Source organism: Paenibacillus elgii NBRC 100335 (assembly GCF_004000865.1).
GTDB lineage: Bacteria > Bacillota > Bacilli > Paenibacillales > NBRC-103111 > Paenibacillus_G > Paenibacillus_G elgii.
Map to the genome: position 1 here is coordinate 24,813 of NZ_BIMB01000052.1, position 26,602 is coordinate 51,414.

Annotated in this window: 36 protein-coding genes and 1 pseudogene; 19 read left to right on the forward strand and 18 right to left on the reverse strand. The window is 41.6% G+C overall.

Going from position 1 to position 26,602, the window contains the following annotated elements:
* Positions 1-317: 317 nt before the first annotated feature.
* From PEL01S_RS27685 to PEL01S_RS27720, 8 genes are all read right to left on the reverse strand, one after another.
* Positions 318-584, reverse strand: a complete 267-nt coding sequence (locus tag PEL01S_RS27685; RefSeq protein WP_127462549.1) for a hypothetical protein — start codon at positions 582-584, stop codon at positions 318-320.
* Positions 585-650: 66 nt separating this feature from the next.
* Positions 651-950, reverse strand: coding sequence for a hypothetical protein (locus PEL01S_RS27690; RefSeq protein ID WP_127462550.1), 300 nt, complete (start codon positions 948-950; stop codon positions 651-653).
* A 79-nt stretch (positions 951-1,029) separates the two neighbouring features.
* Entirely contained in the window at positions 1,030-1,761 is a 732-nt protein-coding gene (locus tag PEL01S_RS27695; RefSeq protein ID WP_127462551.1) for a hypothetical protein, read from the reverse strand.
* A 50-nt stretch (positions 1,762-1,811) separates the two neighbouring features.
* The gene (locus PEL01S_RS27700) at positions 1,812-2,105 is read right to left on the reverse strand and encodes a hypothetical protein (protein ID WP_127462552.1); all 294 of its coding nucleotides are present in this window, start codon (positions 2,103-2,105) and stop codon (positions 1,812-1,814) included.
* Positions 2,106-2,503: 398 nt separating this feature from the next.
* The gene (locus tag PEL01S_RS27705) at positions 2,504-3,295 is read right to left on the reverse strand and encodes a hypothetical protein (RefSeq protein WP_127462553.1); all 792 of its coding nucleotides are present in this window, start codon (positions 3,293-3,295) and stop codon (positions 2,504-2,506) included.
* A 205-nt stretch (positions 3,296-3,500) separates the two neighbouring features.
* The gene (locus PEL01S_RS27710; protein WP_163767811.1) at positions 3,501-3,875 is read right to left on the reverse strand and encodes a GIY-YIG nuclease family protein; all 375 of its coding nucleotides are present in this window, start codon (positions 3,873-3,875) and stop codon (positions 3,501-3,503) included.
* A gap of 168 nt (positions 3,876-4,043) precedes the next feature.
* On the reverse strand, positions 4,044-4,544 hold the full coding sequence (locus tag PEL01S_RS27715) for a type III secretion system chaperone family protein (protein ID WP_163767808.1): 501 nt from the start codon (positions 4,542-4,544) through the stop codon (positions 4,044-4,046).
* A gap of 383 nt (positions 4,545-4,927) precedes the next feature.
* A complete protein-coding gene (locus PEL01S_RS27720) occupies positions 4,928-5,449 on the reverse strand; it encodes a hypothetical protein (protein WP_127462556.1) in 522 nt (173 codons plus the stop codon).
* Between the two features lie 319 nt (positions 5,450-5,768).
* Between PEL01S_RS27720 and PEL01S_RS27725 the strand changes: the two genes are divergently transcribed.
* The 15 genes and pseudogenes from PEL01S_RS27725 to PEL01S_RS27785 all read left to right on the forward strand — a co-directional run.
* A complete protein-coding gene (locus PEL01S_RS27725; protein WP_127462557.1) occupies positions 5,769-7,124 on the forward strand; it encodes a glycoside hydrolase family 19 protein in 1,356 nt (451 codons plus the stop codon).
* Between the two features lie 33 nt (positions 7,125-7,157).
* A complete protein-coding gene (locus PEL01S_RS27730) occupies positions 7,158-7,970 on the forward strand; it encodes a PdaC/SigV domain-containing protein (RefSeq protein ID WP_127462558.1) in 813 nt (270 codons plus the stop codon).
* A 190-nt stretch (positions 7,971-8,160) separates the two neighbouring features.
* Positions 8,161-8,376, forward strand: coding sequence for a hypothetical protein (locus PEL01S_RS27735; RefSeq protein ID WP_127462559.1), 216 nt, complete (start codon positions 8,161-8,163; stop codon positions 8,374-8,376).
* A 47-nt stretch (positions 8,377-8,423) separates the two neighbouring features.
* On the forward strand, positions 8,424-8,633 hold the full coding sequence (locus PEL01S_RS35765) for a DUF6199 family natural product biosynthesis protein (RefSeq protein ID WP_371860730.1): 210 nt from the start codon (positions 8,424-8,426) through the stop codon (positions 8,631-8,633).
* A gap of 94 nt (positions 8,634-8,727) precedes the next feature.
* The gene (locus tag PEL01S_RS35770; protein WP_371860731.1) at positions 8,728-8,952 is read left to right on the forward strand and encodes a DUF6199 family natural product biosynthesis protein; all 225 of its coding nucleotides are present in this window, start codon (positions 8,728-8,730) and stop codon (positions 8,950-8,952) included.
* A gap of 603 nt (positions 8,953-9,555) precedes the next feature.
* The gene (locus tag PEL01S_RS27740; protein WP_127462560.1) at positions 9,556-10,104 is read left to right on the forward strand and encodes a hypothetical protein; all 549 of its coding nucleotides are present in this window, start codon (positions 9,556-9,558) and stop codon (positions 10,102-10,104) included.
* Positions 10,105-10,218: 114 nt separating this feature from the next.
* Positions 10,219-10,488: a hypothetical protein gene (locus PEL01S_RS27745; protein WP_127462561.1), complete on the forward strand. Its 270-nt coding sequence runs from the start codon at positions 10,219-10,221 to the stop codon at positions 10,486-10,488.
* 79 nt (positions 10,489-10,567) lie between these two features.
* Complete coding sequence (locus PEL01S_RS27750; protein WP_127462562.1) at positions 10,568-11,032, forward strand: DUF1643 domain-containing protein; 465 nt, start codon at positions 10,568-10,570, stop codon at positions 11,030-11,032.
* A 298-nt stretch (positions 11,033-11,330) separates the two neighbouring features.
* Complete coding sequence (locus PEL01S_RS27755) at positions 11,331-11,510, forward strand: hypothetical protein (RefSeq protein ID WP_127462563.1); 180 nt, start codon at positions 11,331-11,333, stop codon at positions 11,508-11,510.
* A 434-nt stretch (positions 11,511-11,944) separates the two neighbouring features.
* Positions 11,945-12,472 carry a hypothetical protein gene (locus tag PEL01S_RS27760; protein WP_127462564.1) on the forward strand — a complete coding sequence of 176 codons (528 nt, stop codon included), beginning with the start codon at positions 11,945-11,947 and terminating at the stop codon, positions 12,470-12,472.
* A 36-nt stretch (positions 12,473-12,508) separates the two neighbouring features.
* Positions 12,509-12,730, forward strand: coding sequence for a hypothetical protein (locus tag PEL01S_RS27765; protein WP_127462565.1), 222 nt, complete (start codon positions 12,509-12,511; stop codon positions 12,728-12,730).
* 434 nt (positions 12,731-13,164) lie between these two features.
* Positions 13,165-13,548, forward strand: coding sequence for a DUF2513 domain-containing protein (locus tag PEL01S_RS27770; protein WP_127462566.1), 384 nt, complete (start codon positions 13,165-13,167; stop codon positions 13,546-13,548).
* Positions 13,549-13,565: 17 nt separating this feature from the next.
* Positions 13,566-13,763, forward strand: a complete 198-nt coding sequence (locus PEL01S_RS27775; protein WP_127462567.1) for a hypothetical protein — start codon at positions 13,566-13,568, stop codon at positions 13,761-13,763.
* Between the two features lie 35 nt (positions 13,764-13,798).
* Positions 13,799-13,993, forward strand: coding sequence for a transcription initiation factor TFIIIB (locus tag PEL01S_RS27780; protein ID WP_127462568.1), 195 nt, complete (start codon positions 13,799-13,801; stop codon positions 13,991-13,993).
* 722 nt (positions 13,994-14,715) lie between these two features.
* Positions 14,716-15,049 (forward strand): annotated as a pseudogene (locus PEL01S_RS27785) (transposase); the annotation flags it as partial.
* Positions 15,050-15,120: 71 nt separating this feature from the next.
* Here the strand turns inward: PEL01S_RS27785 and PEL01S_RS27790 are convergent.
* From PEL01S_RS27790 to rlmD, 7 genes are all read right to left on the reverse strand, one after another.
* Positions 15,121-15,690 (reverse strand): SF0329 family protein, encoded by a 570-nt coding sequence (locus PEL01S_RS27790; protein WP_127462569.1) that lies wholly within the window; start codon positions 15,688-15,690, stop codon positions 15,121-15,123.
* Between the two features lie 224 nt (positions 15,691-15,914).
* Positions 15,915-16,214: a DUF3841 domain-containing protein gene (locus PEL01S_RS27795; RefSeq protein ID WP_164824326.1), complete on the reverse strand. Its 300-nt coding sequence runs from the start codon at positions 16,212-16,214 to the stop codon at positions 15,915-15,917.
* A 37-nt stretch (positions 16,215-16,251) separates the two neighbouring features.
* Entirely contained in the window at positions 16,252-16,773 is a 522-nt protein-coding gene (locus tag PEL01S_RS27800; RefSeq protein ID WP_127462571.1) for a DUF6985 domain-containing protein, read from the reverse strand.
* A gap of 61 nt (positions 16,774-16,834) precedes the next feature.
* Entirely contained in the window at positions 16,835-17,176 is a 342-nt protein-coding gene (locus PEL01S_RS27805) for a low molecular weight protein tyrosine phosphatase family protein (protein ID WP_127462572.1), read from the reverse strand.
* A gap of 74 nt (positions 17,177-17,250) precedes the next feature.
* The gene (locus PEL01S_RS27810) at positions 17,251-17,484 is read right to left on the reverse strand and encodes a hypothetical protein (protein WP_127462573.1); all 234 of its coding nucleotides are present in this window, start codon (positions 17,482-17,484) and stop codon (positions 17,251-17,253) included.
* 33 nt (positions 17,485-17,517) lie between these two features.
* Complete coding sequence (locus PEL01S_RS27815) at positions 17,518-17,790, reverse strand: hypothetical protein (RefSeq protein ID WP_127462574.1); 273 nt, start codon at positions 17,788-17,790, stop codon at positions 17,518-17,520.
* A gap of 486 nt (positions 17,791-18,276) precedes the next feature.
* On the reverse strand, positions 18,277-19,752 hold the full coding sequence (gene rlmD / locus PEL01S_RS27820; RefSeq protein ID WP_127462575.1) for a 23S rRNA (uracil(1939)-C(5))-methyltransferase RlmD: 1,476 nt from the start codon (positions 19,750-19,752) through the stop codon (positions 18,277-18,279).
* Positions 19,753-19,920: 168 nt separating this feature from the next.
* On the opposite strand from rlmD, the gene PEL01S_RS27825 reads away from it, so the two are divergent.
* The 4 genes from PEL01S_RS27825 to PEL01S_RS27840 all read left to right on the forward strand — a co-directional run bounded on the left by PEL01S_RS27825 (position 19,921) and on the right by PEL01S_RS27840 (position 24,311).
* A complete protein-coding gene (locus PEL01S_RS27825; protein ID WP_127462580.1) occupies positions 19,921-20,871 on the forward strand; it encodes an ABC transporter ATP-binding protein in 951 nt (316 codons plus the stop codon).
* Positions 20,868-21,965: an ABC transporter permease gene (locus PEL01S_RS27830; protein WP_063185690.1), complete on the forward strand. Its 1,098-nt coding sequence runs from the start codon at positions 20,868-20,870 to the stop codon at positions 21,963-21,965. Before PEL01S_RS27825 ends, PEL01S_RS27830 begins: the two co-directional genes overlap by 4 nt.
* Positions 21,966-22,191: 226 nt before the next feature.
* Positions 22,192-22,419 carry a hypothetical protein gene (locus PEL01S_RS27835; RefSeq protein ID WP_063185692.1) on the forward strand — a complete coding sequence of 76 codons (228 nt, stop codon included), beginning with the start codon at positions 22,192-22,194 and terminating at the stop codon, positions 22,417-22,419.
* Positions 22,420-22,541: 122 nt separating this feature from the next.
* Positions 22,542-24,311 (forward strand): B12-binding domain-containing radical SAM protein, encoded by a 1,770-nt coding sequence (locus PEL01S_RS27840; protein WP_127462576.1) that lies wholly within the window; start codon positions 22,542-22,544, stop codon positions 24,309-24,311.
* A 78-nt stretch (positions 24,312-24,389) separates the two neighbouring features.
* On the opposite strand, the gene PEL01S_RS27845 is transcribed toward PEL01S_RS27840, so the two are convergent.
* The 3 genes from PEL01S_RS27845 to PEL01S_RS34645 form a co-directional block, all read right to left on the reverse strand.
* Positions 24,390-25,355 carry a type I phosphomannose isomerase catalytic subunit gene (locus PEL01S_RS27845; protein ID WP_127462577.1) on the reverse strand — a complete coding sequence of 322 codons (966 nt, stop codon included), beginning with the start codon at positions 25,353-25,355 and terminating at the stop codon, positions 24,390-24,392.
* 138 nt (positions 25,356-25,493) lie between these two features.
* Positions 25,494-26,066 carry a tRNA 5-(aminomethyl)-2-thiouridylate-methyltransferase MnmM gene (mnmM, locus tag PEL01S_RS27850; protein ID WP_127462578.1) on the reverse strand — a complete coding sequence of 191 codons (573 nt, stop codon included), beginning with the start codon at positions 26,064-26,066 and terminating at the stop codon, positions 25,494-25,496.
* A gap of 255 nt (positions 26,067-26,321) precedes the next feature.
* Positions 26,322-26,602: hypothetical protein (locus PEL01S_RS34645; RefSeq protein WP_218032560.1), on the reverse strand; the 281-nt coding region annotated here is incomplete at its 5' end.

Sequence of the window (26,602 nt, forward strand, 5' to 3'; positions counted from 1 at the left end):
TAATTATAATGGTAATCCAATAGTTCTGGCTAAGGTGAAGTGGTTTCCTCCTGACATTAAAAATAGGGCTTGCTGCCCGAGAGGAAGAACCTGCAAACCACGACAATTGTGAAGTGATTGTTCAAATTAAATTTCTTATCGATGATGCGCCGCATCATGTTTTTTACTATCTGGAAATAAATTTGTTTTCTTTGATAAGTCAGCTGAGGGGGAGTACTTACTCCTGATGAAATGTGACTTTTAGAGGGACATTTCGTTGATCATTTGTTAATAAAAGTAATTTCACCTCTATATCCACATCCTATGAAATCTCAATTTTATTCACATTCATTCTCCCTATCCGCCAATGTTCTAACATCCAAAGGCTCTGAGGGGCGTTTACTACAGTATATACAACTCACATCACCACAAGGTGCTTTCAACCATGTATTACAATAAGCACAAAAATCATGATCATACTCATCATAGTAAATAATTGCATTACCACAAGTATCACAGTGTCTATTCGGAATAATGATTCCACCAATATGAAAAAAATCATTTATTATTACTTGGCGATTCTTTTTGTTCACTCTTATTTTCATCCGTTTACCACACTCTTTTCCGATAAAACTTCGATTTTGTTTGTACTTCATTATTTTTGTATGTATTTAACCGGATACACCAGCTACCAGATTATTATACAAGGCTTGATAGGCTCTGACTGCCATATTTGCTTCATCGGCCATGATTGTAATGGAATCATCGGGATACGTAATGATAATTCGGATGATAAATTCATAATAATTCTCGTCCAAGTAGTAGATTTGGTAAATCACTTTTTCTTTACTGTAGTGCTCATTAATCACTTGTGCATCTTTAAATTCCGCATTAATAATATCAGGTACAGGTACAAAAGAACGAGAGTAAGGAGTTTTCTTGAAACCATATAAAATTAAAATATTCTCCATTTAGTTCCCTCCAAGATGTTTGTTGTCCTTTATATATTAAAACGAATACATACTCCTTTTGCCCGATAAAAGATTCATTTCATTCAAAATAATAACTACTAAAATTATCATCAAAACATTTTTCAGTTTCACATTTAATATTGTACCAAGTGCCGCCAATACTTTGATTTTCTTCTACGAGCAATCTGGTGCGACAGCGGATGCAGTTACTCGTAACATTTCTATCAAATAGATACCCTTTAAGAAACGCTTCTGCATGTTCTATTTCCTTGATTTCCAGATCAAGTGCGTTGTCACTAATATCAAACTCTTTCATATCACCTCTGCTGGCGGATATTGATCGCGGAAATGCGCCAAAACCTCCGACCAACTCATGATGATGGATACTAATTTGTCCCCCTCCTCGTTCGAATAGTTTTATAATAGGTTCGTATATATCATGATATTTAATAGCAATCGCGTTGCCTTTATCAATTAGACAGCACCACTCAAGATAGTTGAAGCATATTACTTTAAAAATCGTCAAGTTAATTTCCTTGAGATTTGGACAAATTGTAAGCAAATTATCATAATCAAGAAAAGGTTCCTTATGAATTAATCTCGACATTCCCATTAAAATACTAACGCCCTCTATGTTTACAAATTGCAACAAAACTCCAACTCTACGATAATATTCAGCGATGAGTGTAGCATCAGCCGTATACTCGCCTTTAGATCTAATATCTCTGTATCTCTTATGTGATATATTTAAATAATGTTTTGTATCAATACTATTTATTCGTTTTACGGCTCTTGAATAAGAGTTTTTCATATTAAATCCCCTGACTCCGTTTAACAAATATTTTCCCATGATTTCGTTTCTTAAAGAATTGTTACAGTAGCAATATCTCTTCCTGCCCAAAGCTTAAAACTGAATCCTGTTTCAAGTAAGTGCCATGGTGCTTCATCTACAATAAAAGCTACATCAGCCTCTGTATTCCATGTGTCATCAATTAATTTATTTACTTTTACCAAAACAGTCCATGTTTCTCCATAAAATTTATTATTCCCAACTTTTCCAAAATTGACAACTATGTCTCTTAGCCACTCGTTCACTGGGAAGCAACTGGGATCTTTATCCCATTCAATAATGGCTTTACAAGATTGTCTCTCCATTGAGTACCTCCTACATCAGTTCTTCATGGATAGCCAATGAAAGACTCGGTTTATTCCCTTTTGCCTTTAATCATTATCGTAAACAATTTGTGTTCGATAATCTGCCGTGCAAAATGATGATATAATTTTAGTTTTGAGTAGTTTCTTTTATAAGGAATTTCATAGTCATCTAGTAATCGATAATAACTTCTTTATTAACGTATGAAGTGTTTACGTAAACAAATAGTTCTTCGAATGTACAACTCTCCAATGTTTCAATATGTTGCTTCAAAATATAAATACTCTTTTTGAAACTCATCTTGCGTTTCTTCCTCAATCATAAAAATATCCCCCTCTGTCGAATGAAAGAATTGTTTTATTAAGAACTTATCTTTTGCAATGTAATGAACAGAATAAAATCACCTTACAATCTCCAAGGTGCTATAAAGTTGTTGTAATCTTGGAACTACAACATCATGAAAATGATTGACTTCTTTAGTACTTATATAAAGCACCATACCGTCACACTCATCCTCATGTTCTTCGGTATAATCTAAAAAGTAAGTAAATTCCTCAAACTTGCTATTCGGATTGACTATGACACACTTGAACCACCAATTAGTGTCAGTTAAGGCTTTTATAATCTCTTCCTTTGATAAAACTTTATACCACAATATTCTTTTTAGAGAAACTGGCTTCTCATGTGGGAAAAGCCATGCTAAATTTTCATGCTTTAGTCTTTCCTGAATGAAAAGTTGTGTACTTAATTCTTCATCTTTTAAACCGTATTTCATGTAATAGTCATAAAGGAATTCCTTTAACTGTTCCTTTAATTCAAGATTTAACATATTAATGTCACTGTTTCTGAATGTCGTTAGCAATTGGTCCTTCAGATTATCAATATCAATACATTCCTGCACCTGATCCCTTTTATAATAAAAATTAAATAATATCTCTTTAACTTTTCTTTGTACTTCCCCATCTTTATCATAAAGGAAGTCATTATAAAATCCCGTTATAAATTCCTCGGAAAATTCATTCTTAAGCGGCTCTTTGTCTTTATCATAGTCAAAATAAGCAAAAAGCACTTCTTTGTCAGAATCAGTAAATGCTTGAATTATTTCTGCCAAGGAATCAAAACAACTAGGACCAAAACCTAGTTCATATGCATGTTCGAACCTAAAAGGATAAGTGTTAAGTAGTAGTTTCAATATTTCATCGCTCCTCAACCCATTGTGTTCGGCCAGATTCAATTCGTCCGTAATTTAATGACGAGTAATAAGTGCATCAAATAATCATTATAATAATCGAAAAACAGCCGCAACCATAATTTATACGAACCTTACATTGATTCCACCAACAACCGCCCTTCTCATAACAGCAATACGCCCTTAAAATATTTGTTTTATCTCCATACTATTTTGATATATATCTTGCCAACATAACTTTCATATCGTCATCCAACTCATTTACTAATACATTATAAAGATCGTCATCAATTGCATACTTTTTCCTGTATTTAATCATTACACGTTGGATCTCTTTCTCATCTAGCGCAGAAAGATTGCCGCCCCTCACTTTTTTCCAACCATGTTCCTTCATAAAGCGAATAGTCACTTCAGTTTCTAACGCCTCAGCTTCTTTTGACGTGCATAACCCCGCATCAAATTTATCAATTAAAAATTCATATTTATGTATTTTTGTCCATTCTGCTGCTTTTCTTCTCTTATGCTCATCTATTCTTCTTGTTAAATATGGTGTTTGACCAATATAAAAATATCCATCTTCCAATTGAAGTAATAAATGTATCTTTGACCTACTTCTTCAGGATGCATACGATACCTCTAAATGAAAGAATTTAATGTCCTTATAAAATTGTTGTTTTATTTTGCACGCAAGTTAATAAGGAGCTGATTTAAAAATATCATCTCCTCATCATCGATAAAATTTAGTTTTTTATTACTTTCTCTCCGATTTTTCAAGTGCTTCTTGTGGAGAAGCTCCAGCATATACAATGGCCGCGATCCCTTGAAAATACTCATCTAAACAGAGATAGTTTCTAATCAAATGGTGCTTAATTGTATCCTCTGAAGGAGCAAATTCTTCAATCCAGATGAGCGAAGTCCTGCTTCGCACCTCTCCTCTTTCCCAGTGCAATTCGAATGTAACAGCAGACAGCCCATAGTTAGCCAGATGGAGAAATTGACTTATTGCTTCCTTCTTTTCTTCAGGTATCGCAATTGGTACTTTGAAATAAAAATCAATCCGCTGTGGGTGTCGAAGATCAAAAAATCCTTCATATGTTCCATGTGTACAGCTAATCGGCTGAGCAGCTAGAAGAGTCCCATTTCTATGTTCGTTATATTTCCAATTATCAGCAACTAGATATTTTTTTAATTCATCACTTAAAACTGACAATACGATCATCTCCCTTATGAATCCATTTTTATGATCAATCACACGATAATGTAGAATCCTTGGTGAATTTTAACTATATCATAACAAACTAAAATAATAGTGGCTACTAATCCCAAGCATACACAATATCGATAGGTGACAAAGCTTGAGTATAATAATAGCCGTTAATGTTCGTATTAGTTATACAAAAAAAGAACCTCCTCTTCAGGAAGTTCTCCATATAAATAATTCAGTTTATTAACTTCAATCCTCCCAATGCATCCTTATCACGCACTCCACATGTCTCGATCTTTCAAGAGGGATGGCATCGCGGCAGCCACTCATTCCTCGAAAATTTGCTGTTCCGATATATCCAAAAGTATGTGATATCGCAGCTCCTCGGCTTCCACATGATTGCTTACGTCCTTTATTAAAAAGTCAGGCATTCATTTAATGAAGCGTGAGTAATCCCTATCATATGCTAATTTTGTCTCTTCGTATGTCGGAATATCTAATAGTTCCACTTTTTCAATATTCGTGTGCAAAAAATCGTGAGCAAGTATCTTTACGCTTTTCTCAATCTCTTGTATATCCCAAGCTTTGGATAACTTTGACCACATATAAATGTAAACGGGTTTGTGACCTTTAGCGTTTATTGGAGCAAAATGACCAACTTGACGAGTAAGATCCTCTTTATCCCTGGGATATATGTAACTATAACCGATCTTTTTAGTTCCTTTTAAGAATTCTTCAATTTCATCATAGAATTCTTTATCTTCAATTTTATCAAGTTCGTTGTTTAATGAATATAGGAGACAAGGTTCTGTCATAAGATCAAAATATCCTAAAAAATTATTTCTTTCTTTATCCGAATACAGTGATATTTCATCATTACAGCTTTTATTACATAATCCGTAAACTCCATACCAAAATAACCAATGCCGAACATGGACATATATCGTATTCATAATATCCATCAACCTTTCTATTGCAAAAAATAAACTCCGTTAAACTACTGCCTCATGTTTATTCAAGTCCAGTATCCCATATAACATTTCGTAAAAACAATCTTGAGAATTAAATTTCACATGCGACTTCTTTAGCCGCGTTGGACAATACGTGGAGAACAGGAACAGTTTATCATTCCTCGAAAATTTGCTATTCCCATATATCCAAAAGTGTGTGAGAATTTACATTAAATAGAATATGGTAGCGTCCGATATATATTAAGATAAGGAATCGGTTATAGAAAGCCAGGAGTAGTTATCCAAAAGGGAGATATGCAGTATGAGTATATTGTTGAGGATAGAACGAGAATCCGGTGCCCGGCCGATTGAGCTTGGCGATGGACAGATTACTGGCTATAGCTATATTAACACAAGCCCGGCAGATTTTTTTGCCAAAGCCTATAACGCGGACCACTCGATTCAGATACGGGGTGAGATCCCACTTCGACTGCTTCCTCCTGTGGAACAAGATGCGGATAACTCCAATACGCTTTATACATGGGCGCTTACCGAGTATAGGCCGGACAATGATTATTATCGAAGCGTTACCGTACAAATCGTGAGACACGAAAAGACGATTCGAGAGGTCAAATTTACACACGCATACGTTCACGTTTATCAAGAACAGGTTAATGGCTTAAAAGGGGTATTAGAGTTTGAACTTGTCGTAAGACAGAGACGGGATCAATTGGATAACATTCAGTTTGGTTTTACAGAAAAGAAGCAGCTTAGTTTTACAAAAGAAAAAGGAAAACCTGTAACAATCTTGTCTAGGGCACCGAAGCCTAGTGATTTTGCAATTAGAAGAGACTTAAACCAAATCGCTTGGTATGAAAAGATAATAGCCGATGGGAGCTTAGGAGACCAGCAATGGGCACAAAGTATGCTGGATTCAGGAGCGTATTTTATTGACATTAATTACTATGTGCCAGGGGTGTATCTTACTTTTAAAGACTTGGAAGCCAGAGGGATAAACATGGGGCTAGTTAGAGATATAAATGCACCGGGAATCAACACACTGCTAAATCCGGAGCAAAGCTCAGGTGCTAAGGCTGCTGCGAAGAAAACCTATGTTACTGCCAAGCAACTTGAGGAACTTGGATGGCACAATGTTAATGATGATATGGTAAATGGCCTGAATAATACTTTAGAAAAATATGATATAACTAGTACTGAGAGGATAAGACATTTTATAGCACAGTGCATGCAAGAATCCGGGTTGGGGGAGTATACCAGAGAATTAGCTCCTAAAAATAGCGATCCTGAGGAACATTTCAATAAAAAATATGACGGCCGCACAGAGCTCGGAAATAAAAATAAAGGAGATGGGGCCAAATTCAGAGGTTCCGGATATATACAAATCACGGGCAGGGATGTATACCAAAAATTTGCAGATTTTATGGACGATCCCAAAATCGTGGACGAAGGTTATTCTTATGTTGAAAAAAAATACCCTTGGGAAGCTGCCGGATACTTTTGGGGTAAATATAAAAACTTAAACCCTCTTGTAGATAAAGGGGCTTCGGTGTTGGAAATTTCAAAAAAAGTAAATGGTTTCAACAAAACTACAGGATTACCGAACCATCATGAAGAAAGAGAAAAGTATTATAAGCTCTGTAAGGAAGTTATTAAATAGCCGGGAATAAACAAAAAAGGAGGAATTCAGAAGTTGAAGAAAAACAATTTGCCGACCTTGTTTATACTTTTTGCTTTATTCTTAACAGCATGCAGTATTAGCGATGCCGCTAACATTAATGCCAAGAACATGTTATCGATGAAAGATACGCAACAAATGGGGGATTTAGTCGGAAAAAGCGACAAAGCTTATGAAATCACTAAAGCAAGCTTTACAGATAAAGGCATCCGGATCGAATATCCCCAAATAATAAATATGAAGGATAGTAATAAGCAAAGAACCATAAATGAAATCATAGCAGATGGTGCCTACGGTTTTTTGAAAAACTATTCACTGGAAACCGAAGAGTTTAGCATGGAAATCCAGTATGAAATCAAATGGAAAACCGACTATTTTCTCAGTATCCAATATTCTGGGATAAGCTTCGATAAAGGTACCGCTCATCCCGTTAATAATTTTTATACAACCAATATCGATATTAATAAAGAAAAAAAACTAAAGCTAGCGGATCTTGTCAACATCGACGAAGGTTTTGTGAAGAAATTCATAGGTGGAAAGTTTAAGGAAACAATGCCCGAGCACAACTATATACTTAATATCTTTACAACTAAGGAATGGCTAACAATGCTTAATAAAGCCGATTCGAACGAAACAGAAATATGTAGTTACTTCACAGACAATGCACTGGGTATTAGCGTTGGCGTTTCTCATGCCATAGGTGATCATGCGGAATTTGAAATAAAGTATGAAGATATACTAGAAAATATAAAGAACGAGAATGAATTGTGGAAATTATTCCTGAATAAAGTGAGTGGAGATTCGAGCAAGAAAGTCTGGGAGAAATGAGAAAGTCCCGTTATGCAATGGAACCTTGGTTCTTATTTCAAAGGGCTGGGAAATCCAATTAGTAGTAGAGATTTTTTCAAACTTTGCTTCAAAATCATATTTGTCTATAAGGGATTATAAGCCATCGAAGGTTCGAAATTAAACTCTAGCTAATTCCGAGCAATCCTCGTCCAAATAAGGAGCAAGAAGAATGGGTGGCAAAATAGTTATTTCAGTTTTTTTGTTTTTTATGATGGCATGGGGATTTTTCGCTGTTTTCAGACCTGAATTTAATCTGAAATATAACTTGGGGAATATTTTCAAAGGCGTAGAACATACCAAGTTTTTGCTTTTGAACAGTAGACTATCAGGAGCAGCTACATTTTTGTTAAGTGTATATTTACTTTATCTGATTTGGTCTGGTTAAGTTAATTCAGATTCCATACCGCAAAATTATGGAATTTACCACCGATTATGGTTTTATTTACAATTTGTTTGGTTGCTCTAGGATGGGGAGTAGCCAGTATAGCTAAACCCAAATTTGTATGGAAAAGGTCCTTTATGATTTCAAGGAAAGTAAGAGAACCAAATGAAGCTGATATAATACTTACAAGAATATCCGGAGTTTTTATCATTATAGTAATGATTTGTTTTTATGTGTATGCGAACAGCAAGATAACATAGCTCTTAGAGTGCCAGGTGTTCTGACTCAAAAGAAAACTGACCTCGAAATTGCAAATGACGAAAATTAGCCTTGTTTTCGGAAAGCAGGCCTTGTTTGAAGACCATAATTTTTCTAATCATCTTTTTTGGCACTTCTTTTTTTTATGGGCTTGTTGCTGTACTAAATCCACTGTGGGCATGGAAGCATGGATTTCGTACTAGCAAGGTACGTAAACCCAGTAATGCAGATTTGCTTATGACCAAAGTTATAGGAGTATTTCTAATCCTATTAATGATTGTTATACTGGTCGTCGTCATAACGAATTTAAAATTTTTATAGATTTGCAATCTTAAGAAACGCTCACTTCGTCTTCAAGCTTTGCAGTTTCTTTTCGGGAAGTATGCCATCAAAAAAGTTTTGATGCAAATTAAGAATGGCTGTTAGAAATGGCTGAAAGAATCGTCCTTACCTTCTTCACACTACCTTTAATGGCTTGGGGAGTGTTCAGTTTACTGAATCCAGAACTTGCATTAAAGTACACCTTAGGTATGTTGCACAAACATGTAAAGCCCAATCGATACTTTATTTATAATATTAAAATTTCGGGAGTAGCCTACATTATAGGAGGTATATGTATTCTGTTTTTTGTTTGGACAGGTAGATTGGGAGCTTGATAGAAAGGGATGGGCAGATCTGTTAATTGCATCGATGCTCTCCTTATTTGGGAATGAAAAATTGAGCAAAAATAGGCAGACTCTCCATGCTGACATTTGGAAAACTACTGCATCAAGTAGTTTGTTTTTGTTTATAGATCACTATGATGTGACATTGCACTAGAGGAACAAATAAAACACGAATTCATTGGGGAGAAGAGCTCTAAAATAGTATCAAGTTCGGATTTCGTTGGATAGATAATAATTATGATCGGAGAATATATCAATCATGGGACTTGACTATCGATTCATCTTAATAACGCAGGAGAGTTATGGGGACAAATTGTTTGAGTATGTTAGAAAGAATGGATCTTTGGATTACGGTGGCTGTGCTAGTCTCCATTTTGAAATGGATTCATTTATTTTTAAGTATCTTGAGGGTGGTTATGACTGGAGGCCACATTATGACAAAGCAGAAATAGAAAGATTCATAGAACCTAATGGTAAGGCAAGTATAGGCTGCATCTATATTTCAATTAAGAAATTGGATGGACCGAATGATGATATTGAGGTGTCTTTTACTGCTGCTACTTCAGATATGAGTCGCCTTTTTGAAGATTCAATATCAATTTCCAAATGGTTTACGGATTTAAGTATGGAAATAAATTCGATAATTACATACTTGGACTTAGAGGATGATGGAGCAAGAATAATATATTTTAAAGGCCTACCTGTTCGCTTAGACCTTAAAGGGGATTCTCATTTGGGTAATTTAAGTAGCAGCTTTTTTGATATTGTCAAGGAGTTTTCTATTCGATATGAGCACTTTCGAGAATAATATTTGAATGATTCAGAGTTTTTCATTTTGATTCGTTGTATCATTTTTCTGAAACATATTAAGTCATGACTCACGGAAAGGTTTCGGATCAAGAACCACATTTTTAAAGGGGCGATGGTCATCGGGATAGAAGATGCTATTTGGGGGATTTTTGTTGCTGATGGAACAGGGAAGTTTCCAAACTTTTTTCCAATTGCTGTTTATACATCAAAAGAAAAAGCAATTGAAGAAATCTATTGTTTACCAAAGGATTTGAATTATCAATTGCTAAAATTACCTGTAAATCGTAACTTTGCTTATTACCATAAGAAGAGTGGGAAACTAGTTGGAATGGATGCTATCTATCATGAACATTATCACTTCAAAGAAGACAGTGACGAATAATGAGATAAAAAATGACCATAAAACACGGATTTCATGAGGAGTGAATAACTATTATCACTGAAACTGTTGCAGATATAGTATGGTTCGGAGTTGGGACACAACAAAGGACAAAGCGGCAATTATAATGTTTAATCCAGCAAGAGTGAACCCTGTGCCGTTTAGGCTTGGATCAACCTTGAGTAACATCGTAATGCATCTCGAGAAAGAGAATATCGGCTCATTTGAAGTGGTAAATCTTTATCCTTACACTTCAGATAAAAAAGATTTGCTGCCAGAAGATAAACGTAAATTCGATGAAAATAATTACAAACATATTGAAGAAGCAGTGAACAGTTCTGAGATTGTGGTGTTGTTTTGGGGAAATGATAATATAGTAAGTAGAAACCCTAGGTTTGTTGAATTATTAATGCGGAACACAGAAAAGCTTAGATGCTTTAGAGTGACTTCTAAGAATTGTCCCGATTACATATACGGACTTAGTTTAAAACATTCTTTGCAGAAATGTACAATTAGCGAAAATGGAGATATAACAATAAAAAACTGATTTCATATGAAGGAAGTGGTACCAAATGGAAGTTTATGTTGTAATAAGAGAAAGAGTACATAATAAATTTATGGATAGTTATCGACGGTATTTATGAGTCAGAACATTCTGCTACTAACCGTGTTACTGAGCTTGAAAAAGAAGGATATACATAAAGCTTTGATTTGTACACTGTGAAGAAATAACGATAAAGCGGAGATTTTATAAAGAGGGTTGGAGATTCTCATGGCTCGAAAGAGATTCAATTCAGTCATGGACAACTTCAGTTGAAACTTACCAAGATGTGATGGCATTGCTAATGGAAATAGAACAGAACGAAAATTTCAATGAAGTGGAAATGATTGTTCTGGAGTTTAATGCAAAAATTGAGGTAGCACGTTATTATCTGGGCTGGGAGAAGCGTCTAGGAAAGAAATTTGTTATTACTATTCAAGATAACGAAGTTGATGATTTATTCGTTTTCGAAATGACACAGTAAAGTGTCGATAAAATACTAGTTTTAAAGTGAAGGCGTGGCCCCTCGGACTACTAGGCTTGAACTTTTTGCCCGCGGAAGGGAAGACTCACTATTGAAAAATACGATATGTTTTGTTTTTTGCTTAGGGAGTAATATTGTATCAGGTTTCATTTTTTTTAACTTGCTTCCTACTTTTTATGTGATGACGATAGAAGTTTTTACTGCTAATCCATTAAACTTAGGTAATCTGTATATGACCATTTACCCCTTATCATTTTTAGTCTCGTTTAGCTGTTGGAATGCATACCAAAAAGGAAAATTTAAGCAAGCTTATATACTTGCAGCCCTTCCTATTTTTTGGCTCACACCTATTTTTTTGTTTATCTTTGTTTATGCAATTTTTGATTCAATCTTTTAAATTTATGACTGAATAAAATAAATGGGGTGTATTGTTTATGAGCGAATTTAGTGAAAGCTATCATTTGAAAACGAAAAACCAAGAAGATGTTGTTGAATTACTAAAAAAAGCAGAGAAAAAAGGTTATGTTTTTGAGGAAGCCAATGGGTGGGTCACATTTGTTTGCAATGGAAACCAATTTCAAGTTGATGAAGGGATTGTTTCACACAATCCGGGAGTCTTACTGCACTATATCTATGCTGGAGATCACTGTTGGGAGCTGAAGATATTTAAAAAGAATGAACTAGTATTTGATTATAAATGTGAGTGGACTGATGAAATACATATTGAAAAGAATATATACGATATCAATGTCATAAAAGAATTGATTTTAGATCCAGAAGTCTCACTTGATGATATCGAAGCTATTTTTATAAATGAAGATGAAGATGCAATTTTTGGTGAGATCCCTCCTGCACATCAATTTTCTGACTTAATTGGCTTAGTAAATGTAGAGTGGGTTTCTTTTGATTACCTAGAGGGTCGTGAATTGGAGAATGGCATATTTACTGTAAATAATACTTGAATATAATAAAAGGTCAATTTCATTGGAGGATTGTAAATGGGTGAAGTTAAAATAGGAATTGCAAAAGAAAATGCTTTTCATGAACCAACAGTCTACTATTTGTGGGAATGTCCCGAGTATATCAAAAATGAAGTTTGGGGTGAATTGCTCCAACTTGAAGACAATACAAATGACATAAAAATGTTTCATGGTACTTGGTTGGTAAAGTTAAAAGAAGTGTGTGAAAAACACAATGTAAAGATCAATTTAGTACAATGAAATGAAATGTCAGTTTCATGAGGGATGGAGTGATGTTTCTTGTTTGATCTGAATTGTTTTGTTCAGGTTTGTTATACTGAACTTTACGTTTATGTCGATTGCGTCAGAGAAAAAATACAAAATTAGCTCTTATGATGTCGGCTTTATTTTCTCTCAGGGATATGATGAGCACGATTATTTTTTGAAAATAAATTAACAAATGACCTTGAACAATATACATCAGAACTTAAGAGCGTAACTGAAATGAATCAGGACTAATCATCCTTTTAATCGCTAAAAGTTTCAGTAGAAAATTTTTATTGTCTATAGGATTAAATGAAACTCATGAAGAGTGATTTAATCACCGCAGCAGACATCTTCGGATATGTACTAAGACTAATGGTTCAGTTGATATTTCGCATAAAATAACGGTTTTATAAGTAGGAGGTATTTTTATGAAAAGAGATATGGAATTAGTAATAAGAATTTTGAAAGTTATAGAGGAATATCATACATCGCGTTCGTTATCATTAAGTTTGGAAGATGAAGGTTATGAAGATATGATTGTTCAATATCATTTAAGGATCATGGCTGAAGCTAGTTTAATTGTTATTGATGACGTTTCGACATTCGCTGGTGGACAATATTATATTAATGGTATGACATGGCTTGGACATGATTTTTTAGATTCTGCTAGAAATGAAAAGGTTCTAATAGCCGCAAAAGAAAAAGCCGAATCCAAGGGTTTTGATTTTAAGAGTTTACCTATCGATGTTATCAAAGAACTTCTTACTGAAGGCGCAAAGAATTTATTGGAATGTAATGAAATAAAACGATGAATTCATAGGGAGAAAATATGAGAGTAGTTCTAAAGCAAATCTCAGTAAGAGCATATGAAATTGTTGAATGTCCAGAGTTTATTAAAAATGAACTTTTCAGTGGAGTTATTCAATTGGGAAATCCTAACGTTGAACCAGAATTTATTCATCCAACTTGGTTAAGTAAGATTACTGAATTATGTGAAGAAAATAATGTTGAACTAATATTTCAATAAAATATCGTATCGTTTTCAATGGGAGGTTATTATTTATGAGCGAATGTCCCAAATGTAAATCCCGTGAATTTTCTAAAGGAATTCAAATTGGGCATGCTGCTGTACACCCAGAGAATTTTCATGTGTTCAGTCCTGCTTCTGAGTTAATCCATGTATTCTGCTTAAATTGTGGATTTATTTTAGAAAGCTATATCAAACACCCTAAGAAATTTAGACCGAAAGAACAATAGGCATAACGAAATTGGCCCTTGTAGAAGTTGGTGATTTATGAAGAAAATTGGATTAGCTGGAGTGTTGATCTGCTTATATTGTTTTCTAAACCCAGAGGTTTTTTCCCATTGGACTATGGTTTCTTCAAAGAGCATTTTTAACGCCATAAGCAGCATTTTTGTTATGGGATAGCAGATGAAATGTGACTTTTTAAAGGGCGGACATTTCGTTGATCTTTTATCCATTAATTTTTTTGAAGATCATTCCAGCAACAAACATATACAAATCTATCCCAAGTAAAATCACAAGGCCCACGAGAAAATTTAAACTAATATCGGAGTGAAAAAGCAATCCAAGTAAAGGAAACAAGCTTAGTATAACGATATGTGAAAGTATTATATTCCGTTTCGATCCCCAACTAATTTCATTCTTTACATCAGCGTAGAGAGTCCCGACCAAAAGTGCTACAAATGAATACAGTGCAAAGTTCCAATCCCCTTTTCCGTTATCCAAAAATGAGAATGCAAAATACCAAAAAGGGCCAAGTATGATTAGCTTAAGAAAAAACAATAGGATTCTTTGCTTAGCAATGTGCATCTTCTCACCTCGCGCAATAAAACAATGATAATGTACATTCAAGATAATAATACCAACAATATCCAAGATAGTATATTAAAAATAGAAAGAAGATGAACCTCCTCTTCAGGGTGTTCTGAGTCTGTAAAATCTTTAGTGTAAACTCATCATTGCCTTATATGTCAAGGGGGTCAGTACCCGGGAGATTCAAGATCACATGGAGCATGTCTACGGTATCGAAGTTTCTCCGACGCTCATTTCCAATGTGACCAATAAAATTGTCCCGACACACCTTTGCAGTTGTTTTCCTGGATGCGATTCATTTCAAGGTCAAGCAGGACGGGGCCATCGTGAACAAAGCAGCCTACATGGTCATTGGCATCGATCTGGACGGCAATAAAGACGTGCTGGGCATCTGGATCGGGGAGAATGAGTCCTCGAAGTTCTGGCTGAGCGTCTTAAGCGACCTCAAAACCCGCGGCGTACAAGACATTCTCATCACCAAATCTGTCAGTAAGTATATGATAGCATGAAAAAACCTCCCGATTGGAGGTGAATGAGTTATTTATTTTCATAACGTACTAAGCCGTAGTTCATAAAAATACTGCACAATTGGATGCTTTAACTTCATCTTCTCGGTCATGTTTAAAATTCGCTTTTTTCCAACTCGTCTATCCACCAAAGCAAGAATATTCAATAGGATGTCATTGCTCTCTAAGCTTTCCTCTATAGAAATGGATAAAAACTTAGTAGCTACAACGACAAAATTTGATTTACTTAATGTTGACTGTGCTGACAAAAGCTCTTTTGCATATTCTGATATTTTTCTACTTCTTGCAATTACTTTTAGACGATCCTCTGGAACGATCCCCTTGGTATCTTTTCTGACCGCTTCAATTTCTTCATTGTTGATAGGAATTTGGATATCTGAATCATTCTTAATATCCAGCTCCGTCAGATACCATCTGATTAAGGTAGTTTTATCACTCATATTGAATACGTTCTTTTTATCTACCGCAATATAACAAAGTCCTGCTTTATCAGGTGAATAACGGTAGCCGGTTGCACGGTATTCGACCCTTCCATTTAACGCAGGACAGAGAAAACTCTCCAGATGTTGCTTCAATTTGCTCCAGGCCATGTAATCCTCCTATGTTCTATAAATACCTATTAAGGCAGTCGTTCTATTATCCATAATACAATAACCAACATCGATCATACTAAATACAAGTAACCTTGCGTTTCTTAATTTTCTTCCACCGCTATGGGGAGAGGTCAACACTTGCTATCAACGTTGTTACCATTCAACACTTTATACTGGTGTCTTAAATAAATTCAACTTTTTTCATTTTAACTATTAACTCTTTAGGGTAAGCAACCATTAATTATTGATTGGAAGTCATAAAAATCAGACAGTAGAACATCGTTCTCATCTAATTCGACTTCTAATATTACGTATCTTTCTTGAGTTTGAGGTTTGGATAGAAACACCCAAATCGGATATTCTCCATTGTATTTTTGTAATCTCATCTCCATCTGCTCCATCATCCACTTGTATGCTTCGATGTGTGTAGATGGTATATACTTTTGATTACCTTCAAAGTAACCAATTTCCTTCGCATAGTCCCAAGCTTCTTCCTTTTGTCTAGTCCAAAATATACCCATCTCGTCCACCTACTTCATGTCCTACAAGAGAATTGTTTTAATTTGAATCGCTACTTTCATTTAAATGATCATTAGCTATCCATGAAAGAAAGGATGAATCTGATCCCCCCATTGCAACAACTTCGTTTTTAAATAGCATTACACCAAAACCGTGCTCTTCATCCCACGAGCAATCAAATTCAAACCCAATATAAGCAATGCCATCCTTGATTACATCTAAGATATGAACTCTTGCTAAACTGATTAAGGGCTTTAGATCATTAACACAAGTTAAATCTGGCATAAATTCATCATCTTCATCATCGCAATATTTTGCTTGAAAACCACTATATTCTTCAAATAACTCTTGTAGTATTACATTCTTAATTTCTTCTTGATTAGATACAATAAAATCATACGTATCTCTTAATTCGCTGAGTAGAGGTGAATTTATGTCTCCCCCAAAATTTACTTCATAAACATCGTCTGAGTCTGAAGTAAATTCATTCCAAACGGGTAGATTTATCATCCCTTTATATCCAAATTCATCTAATGTGAGATCTAATATTTGCTTTGTCATCAGTGTCAACTACCTTCAAAATGTTTTTTTTAATCAGATAAAAGTATTATTTCATCTGTATTCACTCAGGAACATCAATGTACTCCGACACTCTAGATTGAAGAATTTCAATAAGATCTTCATTCATGTACTGATAATCATCAGGAATATCTAAACAGATTAATTTCTTATTCAAGAGTTCATCATTAAATTTATCCCTCAACCTGCGCACATGCTTCTTCTCCATTACAAAGATAATAGCTGCCCATCCAACATGACCGCTTGTAACTTTAATTCGTGCACTATATTCTGTTCCAGCAGATTTAACGACATAACCGTTGATTCCATAAAATATCTTTTCTGCAGTCAAACTACGCCACTTGTTTCTGCTACAAACAAAAAGTAACTTAATCTTCTTCACCATCCATACTTCTTATGAAATATTTGATTTATCGGCTAGCAATATAAGCAAAATCAATTGTCGGCATGACTTCTAATTTACTCACTATCTACCCAATTAAACTCTATACTTTCGCAATTTAATCTCTTTCTTATCCATGCCTCAACTTCTCTTTTCGAGTAAAGATTAATTGAAGAGGTATATACTACCTCTGATTTTTTCCTAATCTCAACTTCGAATAGAAATTCATCATATGATGGGGAATAAATACGATTTACAGTAATGGTATAAAGAATGTTATTTACAACAACCTGAGAAGTCCATTCATCCATTCCAGCACCTCATATCACATTGAAATTGTTGTTTTATTGTCTCTCTGAACTCTTAACGAACTTTATCATCAATACACCATCTTGCAGCTCAGCAGAATAACAATTTTCGTTTAAATTTTCAGTTGAAAATTGATATTCGAGAATTGCATCTGCCATTTCTTGAGTGAGTCTCCCTTTAAAATACGGTATATTCAACTTAGTTCCAACTTGAAAATCTTCATCACAACAATTAATATCAATGTGTTCTATTATCGTTTTAACTGAATCGCTTAAATCAGCCCATTTTAAATTACATTTATTATTCACTACTTTCATCTCCCTTAAAATTATCTTTTTATCGTAATTCAATTAGATAAACAATAAAACTATTCCCTAAGTCACGCACCTGATAAGTTTTGTTATCAACTTCAATTACCTCTCCAATAGAATATCTCCGTTTTGGAAGGTTTAGATTATAATCTCCTGTTACAGCGACCATTTCATCCCAACTTCTTAATTATTTCTAAGAAAAAAACTAGCTATTATTTGTTAAACCCATTTGCCAGTTGGTTTCTCTGTTATTGTTTTGCCAATCTTAATCTCATTATAGGATATTTTCTCTTTTCGCATAGTCTTAATAATTGCATCGCGTGAAGCTTCAAATGAACCTGCACCAGTCCCTCTTAAAATTCTCTCTTCACCTTTTACTGTAGCGTGAAATTCGCAGTTTAGAATTAATGTTCGTATTAGTTATGCAAAAAAAGAACCTCCTTTTCAGGAAGTTCTCCATATAAATAATTCAGTTAATTAATTTCAATTCTCCCGATACATCCTTACCACGCACTCCACATGCGCCGTCTGCGGGAACATATCCACCGGCTGAATCCAGTCCAGTCGGTAGCCTTGCTCGAGCAGCATCTGGCAGTCCTTCGCCAGGGTGGACGGATTGCACGACACGTAGACGAGTCGTGCCGGCTTCGCCTCGGCGAGCGCGAGCAGCAGCGGGCGCTCGCAGCCGGTGCGCGGTGGGTCGACCACGACGACGTCGGGGCGGATACCGCGCTGCACCCATTCGGGCAGCAGTTGCTCGGCGCGTCCGACGAAGAAGCGGGCGTTCGCCGCGCCGCTCGCCCGGGCATTGTCCCGAGCGTCGACGACCGCCTCGGGGATAAGCTCGATGCCGCGCACCTCGCGGGCGTGCGGGGCGAGCCAGAGCCCGATCGTGCCGGTGCCGCAATAGGCGTCGACGACGAGCTCTTCGCCGGTCAGCGCGGCGGCTTCGCGGACGGCGTCGTACAGCTTCACCGTTTGCTCGGGGTTCAACTGGAAGAAGGCGCGGGGGGAGAGGGTGAAGCGGACGTCGCCGAGCGTCTCGTCCAGCCGCTCCTTGCCCCACAGCACCGTCGTTTTCGCACCGAAAATGAGCGGAGAAGCATCTCGATTCAAATTTTGCGCGATGGTCGTCACCTGCGGCAGCTCGTCGCGGATGCGGCGGACGAGCCGCTCGCGGTCCGGAATGCGGTCCGCCGCGGTGATGAGCGTGAGCTGAACCTCGCCGGATTGCCGGCCGACCCGGGCTACGATGGTGCGGACGACGCCTTGGCGGGTCCGTTCGTTGTAGACGGGGATGTCCAGCTCGCCAAGCAGCTTGGCGACCGTCTCCGTGACCCGGTTGATCGCCGGATCGTGTATCGCGCAGCCGGTAATGTCGACGAGCTTATGCGTGCCGGGGGAGTACAAGCCCGCAACGACCTGCTCGCCTGCGCGGCCGAGCTGCAGCTGCGCCTTGTTGCGGTAGCTCCAAGGGTTGTCCATGCCGAGAATCGGCCGGATCGGGGCCGACTCCATGCCCGCGTACCGTCGGAACGCTTCCCGTACCAGCTCCTCCTTGGCATGCAACTGAGCCTCGTACGTCATGTGCTGAAGCTGACAGCCGCCGCAGCTGTCGTAGACGGGACAGGGCGGCTTTTGACGGTGTGGCGAAGCTTTTTCCACTTCCACCAGCTTGGCCGTGATATAGCTCGGCTCGACCTTCGTCACTGTCGCTTTGACGACTTCCTCCGGCAGCGTTCCGTCGATGAACACCGCTTTGCGCTTGTAATAGCCGACGCCTTCGCCGTTAATGCCGATCCGCTTGATCGTGACCACGATCCGGTCGCCGGCTCTCAGATCCTCTGCCGACGCGGGCCGGCTTGCCGCGGGCTTCTTCCCGCCAGACTTGTGCGCGGCTTCCGGTCTTTTTCCCTGCGGACGCGAAGACTCGCGGTTCTTTTTCCATTCAGTGCTCATGCCGTTCTCTCCGTTTCTTGTCGAATCGCTGTTCTTACTATACCATGACCGGGTCGGATTGGCGAAACGGGCGCCATACATAAGATTAGGCATCCCCGTCGGCCGGATGGTATACTCTAGCTGTAGCTTTTTCCAAGAACGCCCCCAAAGGAGCTGAAGATGTTGCCGATGGCGGAAACGATGATCAAAGCGGACGGATTAGTTAAACGGTACGGGGATTTTACGGCCGTAAAAGGCGTCCATTTCGAAGTTTATCAAGGCGAGGTATTCGGGCTGCTCGGTCCGAACGGCGCAGGTAAAACGACTACGATGGAAATGATCGAGGGGCTCCGACAGCCGGATGACGGGCATGCGGTTGTGGCCGGCTTCGATACCCGGACGCAGCTGAATCGGGTCAAGCAGGTAATCGGCGTCCAGCTGCAATCCACCTCGCTGTTCGATCTGCTGAAAGTGCACGAGATCGTCCGCATGTACGCCAGCTTTTATCCGAGCTCCGTCCCGATCGAGCCGCTGCTGGAAGATATGATTTTGCAGGAAAAACGCAACGACCGCGTCAAAAACCTCTCCGGCGGGCAAAAACAGCGTCTGGCGATTGCGCTGGCGCTCGTGAACGATCCGCAGGTGGTCTTTTTGGACGAGCCGACGACGGGGCTGGACCCGCAGGCCAGGCGGATGCTGTGGGATATCGTGTTAAGGCTCAAGGAACGCGGCAAAACGATCGTGCTCAGCACGCATTACATGGAAGAAGCGCACACTTTGTGCGACCGTATCTGCTTAATGGACAGCGGGCAGGTGATCGCGCTTGATACGCCCCGGAATCTGGTCCGCAATCTGCAATCCGACAGCGCCATCGAATTCAGACTCGAAGGTGCCGACAGTTGGAGCGGGGAGCGGCAGGAGGCTATGACGGAAGCGCTGCAGGAAGTAAGCGAGGTGAAGCAGGTGGATCAGCGCAAAGATATTTTCGTGCTGTATACCGACCATCTGCAAACCTCCCTCGTCGATCTGATCGGCCGGGCGGAAGGGCAGGGATGGCGCGTGCAGGAGCTGCAGACCCGGACGGCCACGCTGGAGGACGTCTTCATCCACATGACGGGAAGGAGCTTGAGGGAAGCATGAACGCTTACATTCATCTGACGCTTGCCCAGCTGCGGCTGTTTGTCCGCAACCGGCAGGTGCTGTTCTGGACGCTGCTTTTTCCGATCTTCTTCATGGTCATGCTGGGCTCGTTCCTCGGCAAGGGCAATCCGGTCTCCGTCTCCGGGGCCATCGTCGATGAGGACCGGACGGCCGCCTCCGAAGCGCTGGTGAAGGCGCTGCAGGACAACCCGATTCTGCGCTTGAACGCAGCTTCCGCATTAAATCCCGAGCTGGAGACGCTGAAACGCGGCGATTACCAGCTTGTGCTCGTCATTCCAAAGGGCTACGAAGAACAAACGAAGCCGGGGAGCACGGGGGCGGCCGCAGCGATCAAAGTGTATTACGACGAAACGAATGCCGCGACCTCGCAAATCGGGCTGCAGGTACTGGCTCCGGTCGTCGACGGAATCGACAAGAAGCTATCAGGCTACACGCCGAAAATTACGATCCGGCCGGAAGGCGTGCAGTCGCTGAAGCTCAGTTATATCGACTTCCTGGTGCCGGGCATCGTCGCCATGATGATTATGTCTAACAACCTGAACGGGGTGGCGGGGCAGATCGCTTCGTGGCGGGAGCGGGGCATCCTGCGGCGGATGCAGAGCACGACGCTGAAAGCGTCGACGTTTATCGCGTCGCAGATTACGGCGCGGCTGCTGCTGAACGGCTTGCAGGCCGTCATCGTGCTGATCGTCGGCTCGGTCTTTTTCGGCACACAGGTGAACGGCTCTTGGCTGCTGCTGCTCAGCTTCATCGTGCTCGGGACGCTGGCGTTTATGTCGATTGGCTTTATCATTGCCGGTCTGGCCAAAACGCCGGAGAGCGCCGGGCCGATCGCCGGCTTCATTTCATTCCCGATGCTGTTCCTGGGGGGCGTCTTCTTCCCGATCAAGAACATGCCCGAGTTCCTTCAGCCGATCGTCAAGCTGCTGCCGATCTCCCATTTGACGACAGCGCTACGTCAGGTGATGAACGTAGGAGCGGGGTTTTCCGTCGTTTGGACGGAAGCGGCGCTGCTCGGCGGCTGGCTGCTCGTCGCGTTTATCATCGCAAGCTTTACGTTTCGCTGGGAGTAAGACAGGGCTTCGGTCCAGTTTGCAACATGATCAGACGACACCGGCCCTTCCGCTCGAAAATTCCACATTTTTTTCTTAAAAATGGGAAATACTATGCTCATCATGCTGCATATATAGAGAAAAGGAGAATTTTAACCTTTTGTTTATATTCTCCTAATGTTGTCTTAATGTTTACCCGGTAACATGAAGACAATAATATTCGATGCGAAGGGACGATTTTTAGATCATGATTTTGTACCAATTGGCCAAGAGACTGGCGGAGCGCAATCGACTGCAGCACAACATCGAGCGTTCCGAGGGCAATATCGAAGCATTGGTAACGCAAAAGGAGCAGGTGGAGGAGCAACTGTTGACTCAGGCCAACATGTGGAAGGAAGAGGGGCAGGACGAATTTATGCTTGCTGCGCTGGCCCCCGAGCCGGACAGCCTGCCTGTCAACGAATCTTTGTATTAGCTTTGGGAAAATGGGACGTCACGTTCCATTTTCTTTTTTTGTGTTCAGTTTCGTTTCGCGGTAGAATAGGGATACTGTTCAATACGAAAATGGAAAAGTAAAGAGGTAGGTACGAAATTCTCATGAAAAATATTGTCTTATCGACGTTAAACGCCAAATATATTCACACTTCGCTCGCACTTCGGTATTTGAAGGCGTTCAGCCAGCACGATTTTCCCGGTATCCAGATTGCCGAATACACGATCAAGGACCCGGCGATGAATATCGTGTCCGACATTTACCAGCGCAAGCCCGAAGTCGTCGGCTTCTCTTGCTATATCTGGAACATCGAAGAAACGATCGTCGTAGTCAGCATGCTCAAGAAGATCATGCCCGAGCTGATCGTCGTTTTAGGCGGTCCGGAGGTGTCCTACGATACGGAGTATTGGATGAACCGGCTGCCGGAAGTTAACTTCATCGTCGTCGGAGAAGGGGAGGAGACGCTCCATCACCTGCTGACCGAGCTTGAGGGAGACCGCGCCTTGTACAGCGTCTTCGGCCTCGCTTACCGCAACAAAGAAGGACGGGTCGTCATCAACCCGCCGCGGCCGAAGCTGGCCTTGGACGATATTCCGACGCCGCATCGTTTTGCGGAAGATGTCCCAAGCCTCGCGAACCGGGTCGTCTATTTCGAGACAAGCCGGGGCTGTCCGTTCAGCTGTCAATTTTGTCTGTCTTCTATTGAAGTAGGCGTGCGTTATTTCGATATAGAGCGGACTAAGAGCGACCTGCTCTATCTGATCCATTCCGGCGCGAAGCTGATCAAGTTCGTGGACCGGACGTTCAATATTAAGCGTGATTATGCCATGGATATGTTCGAATTTCTGATCCAAAACCATAACGGCTGCGTGTTCCAGTTCGAGATTACGGCGGACATTATGCGGCCGGAAGTGCTCGATTATTTGGCAGAGAATGCGCCGGTCGGCATATTCCGCTTCGAGATCGGGGTTCAGTCGACGAACGATTTGACCAACAGCCTCGTCAAACGTCGCCAAAACTTCGCTAAGCTGACTCGTACGGTGACGAAGGTGAAGGAAAGCGGAAAAATCGACCAGCATCTCGACTTGATCGCCGGGCTGCCCGAGGAAGATTACAACAGCTTCCGCAAAACGTTCAACGATGTATTTGCCCTCGGTCCCGAAGAATTGCAGCTTGGCTTCCTGAAAATGCTCCGCGGCACCGGGATGCGCCACGACGCAGATAAATACGGCTACCTCTACATGGATCACGCGCCGTATGAAATTCTCGGCAACAAGATTTTACCGTTCTCGGACTTGGTTCGGATCAAGCGGGTAGAGGATGTGCTGGAAAAATACTGGAACGCCCATCGGATGGACCATACGGTCCGGTATTTGATTGAGCGCGAATTTACATCGGCCTTCGACTTCTTCCAAGAGTTCGGCGATTATTGGGAGGAGCGGGGCTGGCAAAAAATCGGGCATCAGCTTGAGGATTTGTTCACCCGGCTGCATGCGTTCCTGAAGCATCGCGGCACAGCCAAGCTCGACATCATCGAAGGCTTGATGAAGCTGGATTATTTCCTGAACCACAAGTACAAGCCGCGCAAAATTTGGTGGGATTTCACCTTGGACAAGCCTCAGCAGTCCGATTATTTGCGGCTGCTTGCCGAGCAGCCCGAAGCGGTTTCCGGTTCATTCGCCGCGCTGGGCATCGGGGAGAAGGAACTGCATAAGCATGTCATGATCGAAAAGCTGCCGTTCCGGCTGGACCGTTATTTACAGAGCGGAGAGCTGGACCGGACAAGCGAGCAACTGCTCATCGTGTACTTCCCGCCGGACGCTGCGGCCAAGCCGCAGCCGTTTACGCTGGCCCTGGAGCCGACGAGCGCCTGAGCGCATAGGCCATAACGCAAGAACACCCCGTCTTCACGAACAAGACGAGGTGTTCTTTTGTTTTAGGGCCGCGGAGGTCTACGGCAGGTAGCTGCGCAGGACCGTCATGCTGCCCTCAAGCGAATAGCTGCCAAGGTTGGCCGGCAGCAGGTAACATTCGCCAGGTTTCACATTCAGCTCGCCGTCGGCCCAACGGATCGATCCCGTGCCTTCGCAGATGATGTGGATCACGAAGCTTTCCGGCGACGTTTGCAGCGGCCATTGGCCTTCGACGCGGCCTTTTTCCGTCACGAAGAACGGGGAGCGGGCCAAGGTCAACCATTCGCCGGAGGCGTTCAGGTTCGTTTTCATATACGTAGCGCCCGAATTTTCGTAGGCGATGACATTCAAGGAATCTTCAATGTGCAGCTCACGCGGCTTGCCGTCCAGACCGAGACGGTCGTAATCGTACAGACGATAGGTGCTGTCCGAATTTTGTTGAATTTCGGCGACCAGCACGCCAGCTCCAAGCGCATGCACGGTGCCTGCAGGAATATAGAACGAATCGCCCGCTTCGGCGGTAACTTCGTTCAAGCAGTCCAGAATGCGGTTCTGCTCGATAGCTTCAGCCAACTGCTCGCGGGTAACGCCGTCTTTCAAACCGTAAATGATTTTGGCGCCCGGCTTGGCGTCCAGAATGTACCACATTTCGGTTTTGCCCAACTCGCCTTGCGGCAGACGCTCGTAATGATCGTTCGGGTGCACCTGCACGGACAGGTCGTCCTGGCAATCCAGCAGCTTGATCAGCAGCGGGAACCGGCCGTTTTTCTCCGAAAAGCCCTTTCTGCCAAAAAACTCACTCCCGTACTGCTCGCGGATTTGATCGAGTCCCATGCCGGCCAACTCGCCGTTCGCGACGGTTGTCGTTCCGTTCGGGTGATCGCCGATCATCCATCCTTCGCCGATCTTACCCTCCGGCAGTTCGAGTCCGAACTGTTCGAGCGCACGTCCGCCCCATACTCTTTCTTTAAATTCAGGCTTGCATTGCAACGGATACGGCTTCATTACTCTCCACTTCCTTATCCTTGTCGGCCGGGTTTACTGAAGCAAACCGGGCCTTTTCATTTTTTTTCTATTTTGCATTATATCAATCCGCCCCGCGTTTTGCTATAGCTAAAAGCACTGAAAGCGGGGGCACGAGCACTATCTCTTCTCAATGGCGATAAGATAAGGCGGGTGATTGATCTGATTCATAAAACGGTACTGCAGCGTTTGAAAATGCTTTTGAGGTAAAGCGGCGGCCCAGCGTTCGACCTCGGCCGCTTCCTCCAAGCCACCCGAATGCCCTGTGTACAGCACGATCGTAATAATGCCGCCGCGGCGGATAAGCCGAGCAGAAGCTTCCAAGGCGGTTAGCGTCGATGCCGGTTCGGTCACGGTTTCGTGATCGGCTCCGGGCAAGTAACCAAGGTTAAACATGACGGCCCCGATGCGGCCGTGGTTTTCTTCGGGGATGGCATCCAGCATCGCTTCATGGCTGCGCAGGTGAAGCCGGACGTCGCGGCCGGGACACTCCTGTTCAAGGCGAGATGCCGTACGGTCCAGCGCCTGCTGCTGGATGTCGAAGGCGTGTACGATCCCGGAAGGCCCGACAAGCCGGGCCAGAAACGCCGTATCGACTCCGCCGCCGGCCGTACCGTCGACAACGGTTTCTCCCGGCTGCACCCGTTCTTCTATTAATTTATGCGCAAAGCTGAGTATGGAAATAAAGCCCAAAGGAGCGATTCCTCCTGTTACAGATAATGAAAAATGGCTAAGCTGCTATCGTTCTTCTACCGGACGGATATGAAAAGTATGGATGAGAGATGCCTAATTTCGGATGTCCTATCCCATAGAGGAACAGTAATGCGTTATAAGCCGTAGTTTGAATGAAATGTGGCCAATAAAGGAACTATGGTGCCTTAATACGACAAAAATAAGATGCGCAGCCCAAATTCGACACGAATAACTCATTAGAGTTCCTCTATTGGTTTAGGTCGCTTCAGCCAAGGTGCTATAACGCCCCGGAGATGTCTTATTCGCCAAGGACCAAGATCCGAAGTGCCGAGTAGCTATGTAAGCTCTTGAAGCATGTCCGAACCCGGCTTCGCCGAGCTCTAATTGCTTGCCCGTCCCGGCGGCGCCAGATCTCCAGCGCCCGCCGGGCTGGGCGGCGTCTGAAATCCCGGCTTCGCCACGGCCGAGCCCGACGCCTCCGGCTCCGAGCTCGCCTTCGGCGGCTCGATCGGCCCCGCCGGCGGCGTCACCGCCTT

What these genes read in the sequence shown, in the direction of transcription:
- PEL01S_RS27685 (WP_127462549.1), bottom strand. Translation starts at nt 584, where the DNA reads ATGAAAATAAGAGTGAACAAAAAGAATCGCCAAGTAATAATAAATGAT.
- PEL01S_RS27690 (WP_127462550.1), bottom strand. Translation starts at nt 950, where the DNA reads ATGGAGAATATTTTAATTTTATATGGTTTCAAGAAAACTCCTTACTCT.
- PEL01S_RS27695 (WP_127462551.1), bottom strand. Translation starts at nt 1,761, where the DNA reads ATGAAAAACTCTTATTCAAGAGCCGTAAAACGAATAAATAGTATTGAT.
- PEL01S_RS27700 (WP_127462552.1), bottom strand. Translation starts at nt 2,105, where the DNA reads ATGGAGAGACAATCTTGTAAAGCCATTATTGAATGGGATAAAGATCCC.
- PEL01S_RS27720 (WP_127462556.1), bottom strand. Translation starts at nt 5,449, where the DNA reads ATGAATACGATATATGTCCATGTTCGGCATTGGTTATTTTGGTATGGA.
- PEL01S_RS27725 (WP_127462557.1), top strand. Translation starts at nt 5,769, where the DNA reads ATGAGTATATTGTTGAGGATAGAACGAGAATCCGGTGCCCGGCCGATT.
- PEL01S_RS27735 (WP_127462559.1), top strand. Translation starts at nt 8,161, where the DNA reads ATGGGTGGCAAAATAGTTATTTCAGTTTTTTTGTTTTTTATGATGGCA.
- PEL01S_RS35765 (WP_371860730.1), top strand. Translation starts at nt 8,424, where the DNA reads ATGGTTTTATTTACAATTTGTTTGGTTGCTCTAGGATGGGGAGTAGCC.
- PEL01S_RS27740 (WP_127462560.1), top strand. Translation starts at nt 9,556, where the DNA reads ATGGGACTTGACTATCGATTCATCTTAATAACGCAGGAGAGTTATGGG.
- PEL01S_RS27745 (WP_127462561.1), top strand. Translation starts at nt 10,219, where the DNA reads ATGGTCATCGGGATAGAAGATGCTATTTGGGGGATTTTTGTTGCTGAT.
- PEL01S_RS27750 (WP_127462562.1), top strand. Translation starts at nt 10,568, where the DNA reads ATGGTTCGGAGTTGGGACACAACAAAGGACAAAGCGGCAATTATAATG.
- PEL01S_RS27755 (WP_127462563.1), top strand. Translation starts at nt 11,331, where the DNA reads ATGGAAATAGAACAGAACGAAAATTTCAATGAAGTGGAAATGATTGTT.
- PEL01S_RS27760 (WP_127462564.1), top strand. Translation starts at nt 11,945, where the DNA reads ATGAGCGAATTTAGTGAAAGCTATCATTTGAAAACGAAAAACCAAGAA.
- PEL01S_RS27765 (WP_127462565.1), top strand. Translation starts at nt 12,509, where the DNA reads ATGGGTGAAGTTAAAATAGGAATTGCAAAAGAAAATGCTTTTCATGAA.
- PEL01S_RS27770 (WP_127462566.1), top strand. Translation starts at nt 13,165, where the DNA reads ATGAAAAGAGATATGGAATTAGTAATAAGAATTTTGAAAGTTATAGAG.
- PEL01S_RS27775 (WP_127462567.1), top strand. Translation starts at nt 13,566, where the DNA reads ATGAGAGTAGTTCTAAAGCAAATCTCAGTAAGAGCATATGAAATTGTT.
- PEL01S_RS27780 (WP_127462568.1), top strand. Translation starts at nt 13,799, where the DNA reads ATGAGCGAATGTCCCAAATGTAAATCCCGTGAATTTTCTAAAGGAATT.
- PEL01S_RS27790 (WP_127462569.1), bottom strand. Translation starts at nt 15,690, where the DNA reads ATGGCCTGGAGCAAATTGAAGCAACATCTGGAGAGTTTTCTCTGTCCT.
- PEL01S_RS27795 (WP_164824326.1), bottom strand. Translation starts at nt 16,214, where the DNA reads ATGGGTATATTTTGGACTAGACAAAAGGAAGAAGCTTGGGACTATGCG.
- PEL01S_RS27800 (WP_127462571.1), bottom strand. Translation starts at nt 16,773, where the DNA reads ATGACAAAGCAAATATTAGATCTCACATTAGATGAATTTGGATATAAA.
- PEL01S_RS27805 (WP_127462572.1), bottom strand. Translation starts at nt 17,176, where the DNA reads ATGGTGAAGAAGATTAAGTTACTTTTTGTTTGTAGCAGAAACAAGTGG.
- PEL01S_RS27810 (WP_127462573.1), bottom strand. Translation starts at nt 17,484, where the DNA reads ATGGATGAATGGACTTCTCAGGTTGTTGTAAATAACATTCTTTATACC.
- rlmD (WP_127462575.1), bottom strand. Translation starts at nt 19,752, where the DNA reads ATGAGCACTGAATGGAAAAAGAACCGCGAGTCTTCGCGTCCGCAGGGA.
- PEL01S_RS27825 (WP_127462580.1), top strand. Translation starts at nt 19,921, where the DNA reads ATGGCGGAAACGATGATCAAAGCGGACGGATTAGTTAAACGGTACGGG.
- PEL01S_RS27830 (WP_063185690.1), top strand. Translation starts at nt 20,868, where the DNA reads ATGAACGCTTACATTCATCTGACGCTTGCCCAGCTGCGGCTGTTTGTC.
- PEL01S_RS27835 (WP_063185692.1), top strand. Translation starts at nt 22,192, where the DNA reads ATGATTTTGTACCAATTGGCCAAGAGACTGGCGGAGCGCAATCGACTG.
- PEL01S_RS27840 (WP_127462576.1), top strand. Translation starts at nt 22,542, where the DNA reads ATGAAAAATATTGTCTTATCGACGTTAAACGCCAAATATATTCACACT.
- PEL01S_RS27845 (WP_127462577.1), bottom strand. Translation starts at nt 25,355, where the DNA reads ATGAAGCCGTATCCGTTGCAATGCAAGCCTGAATTTAAAGAAAGAGTA.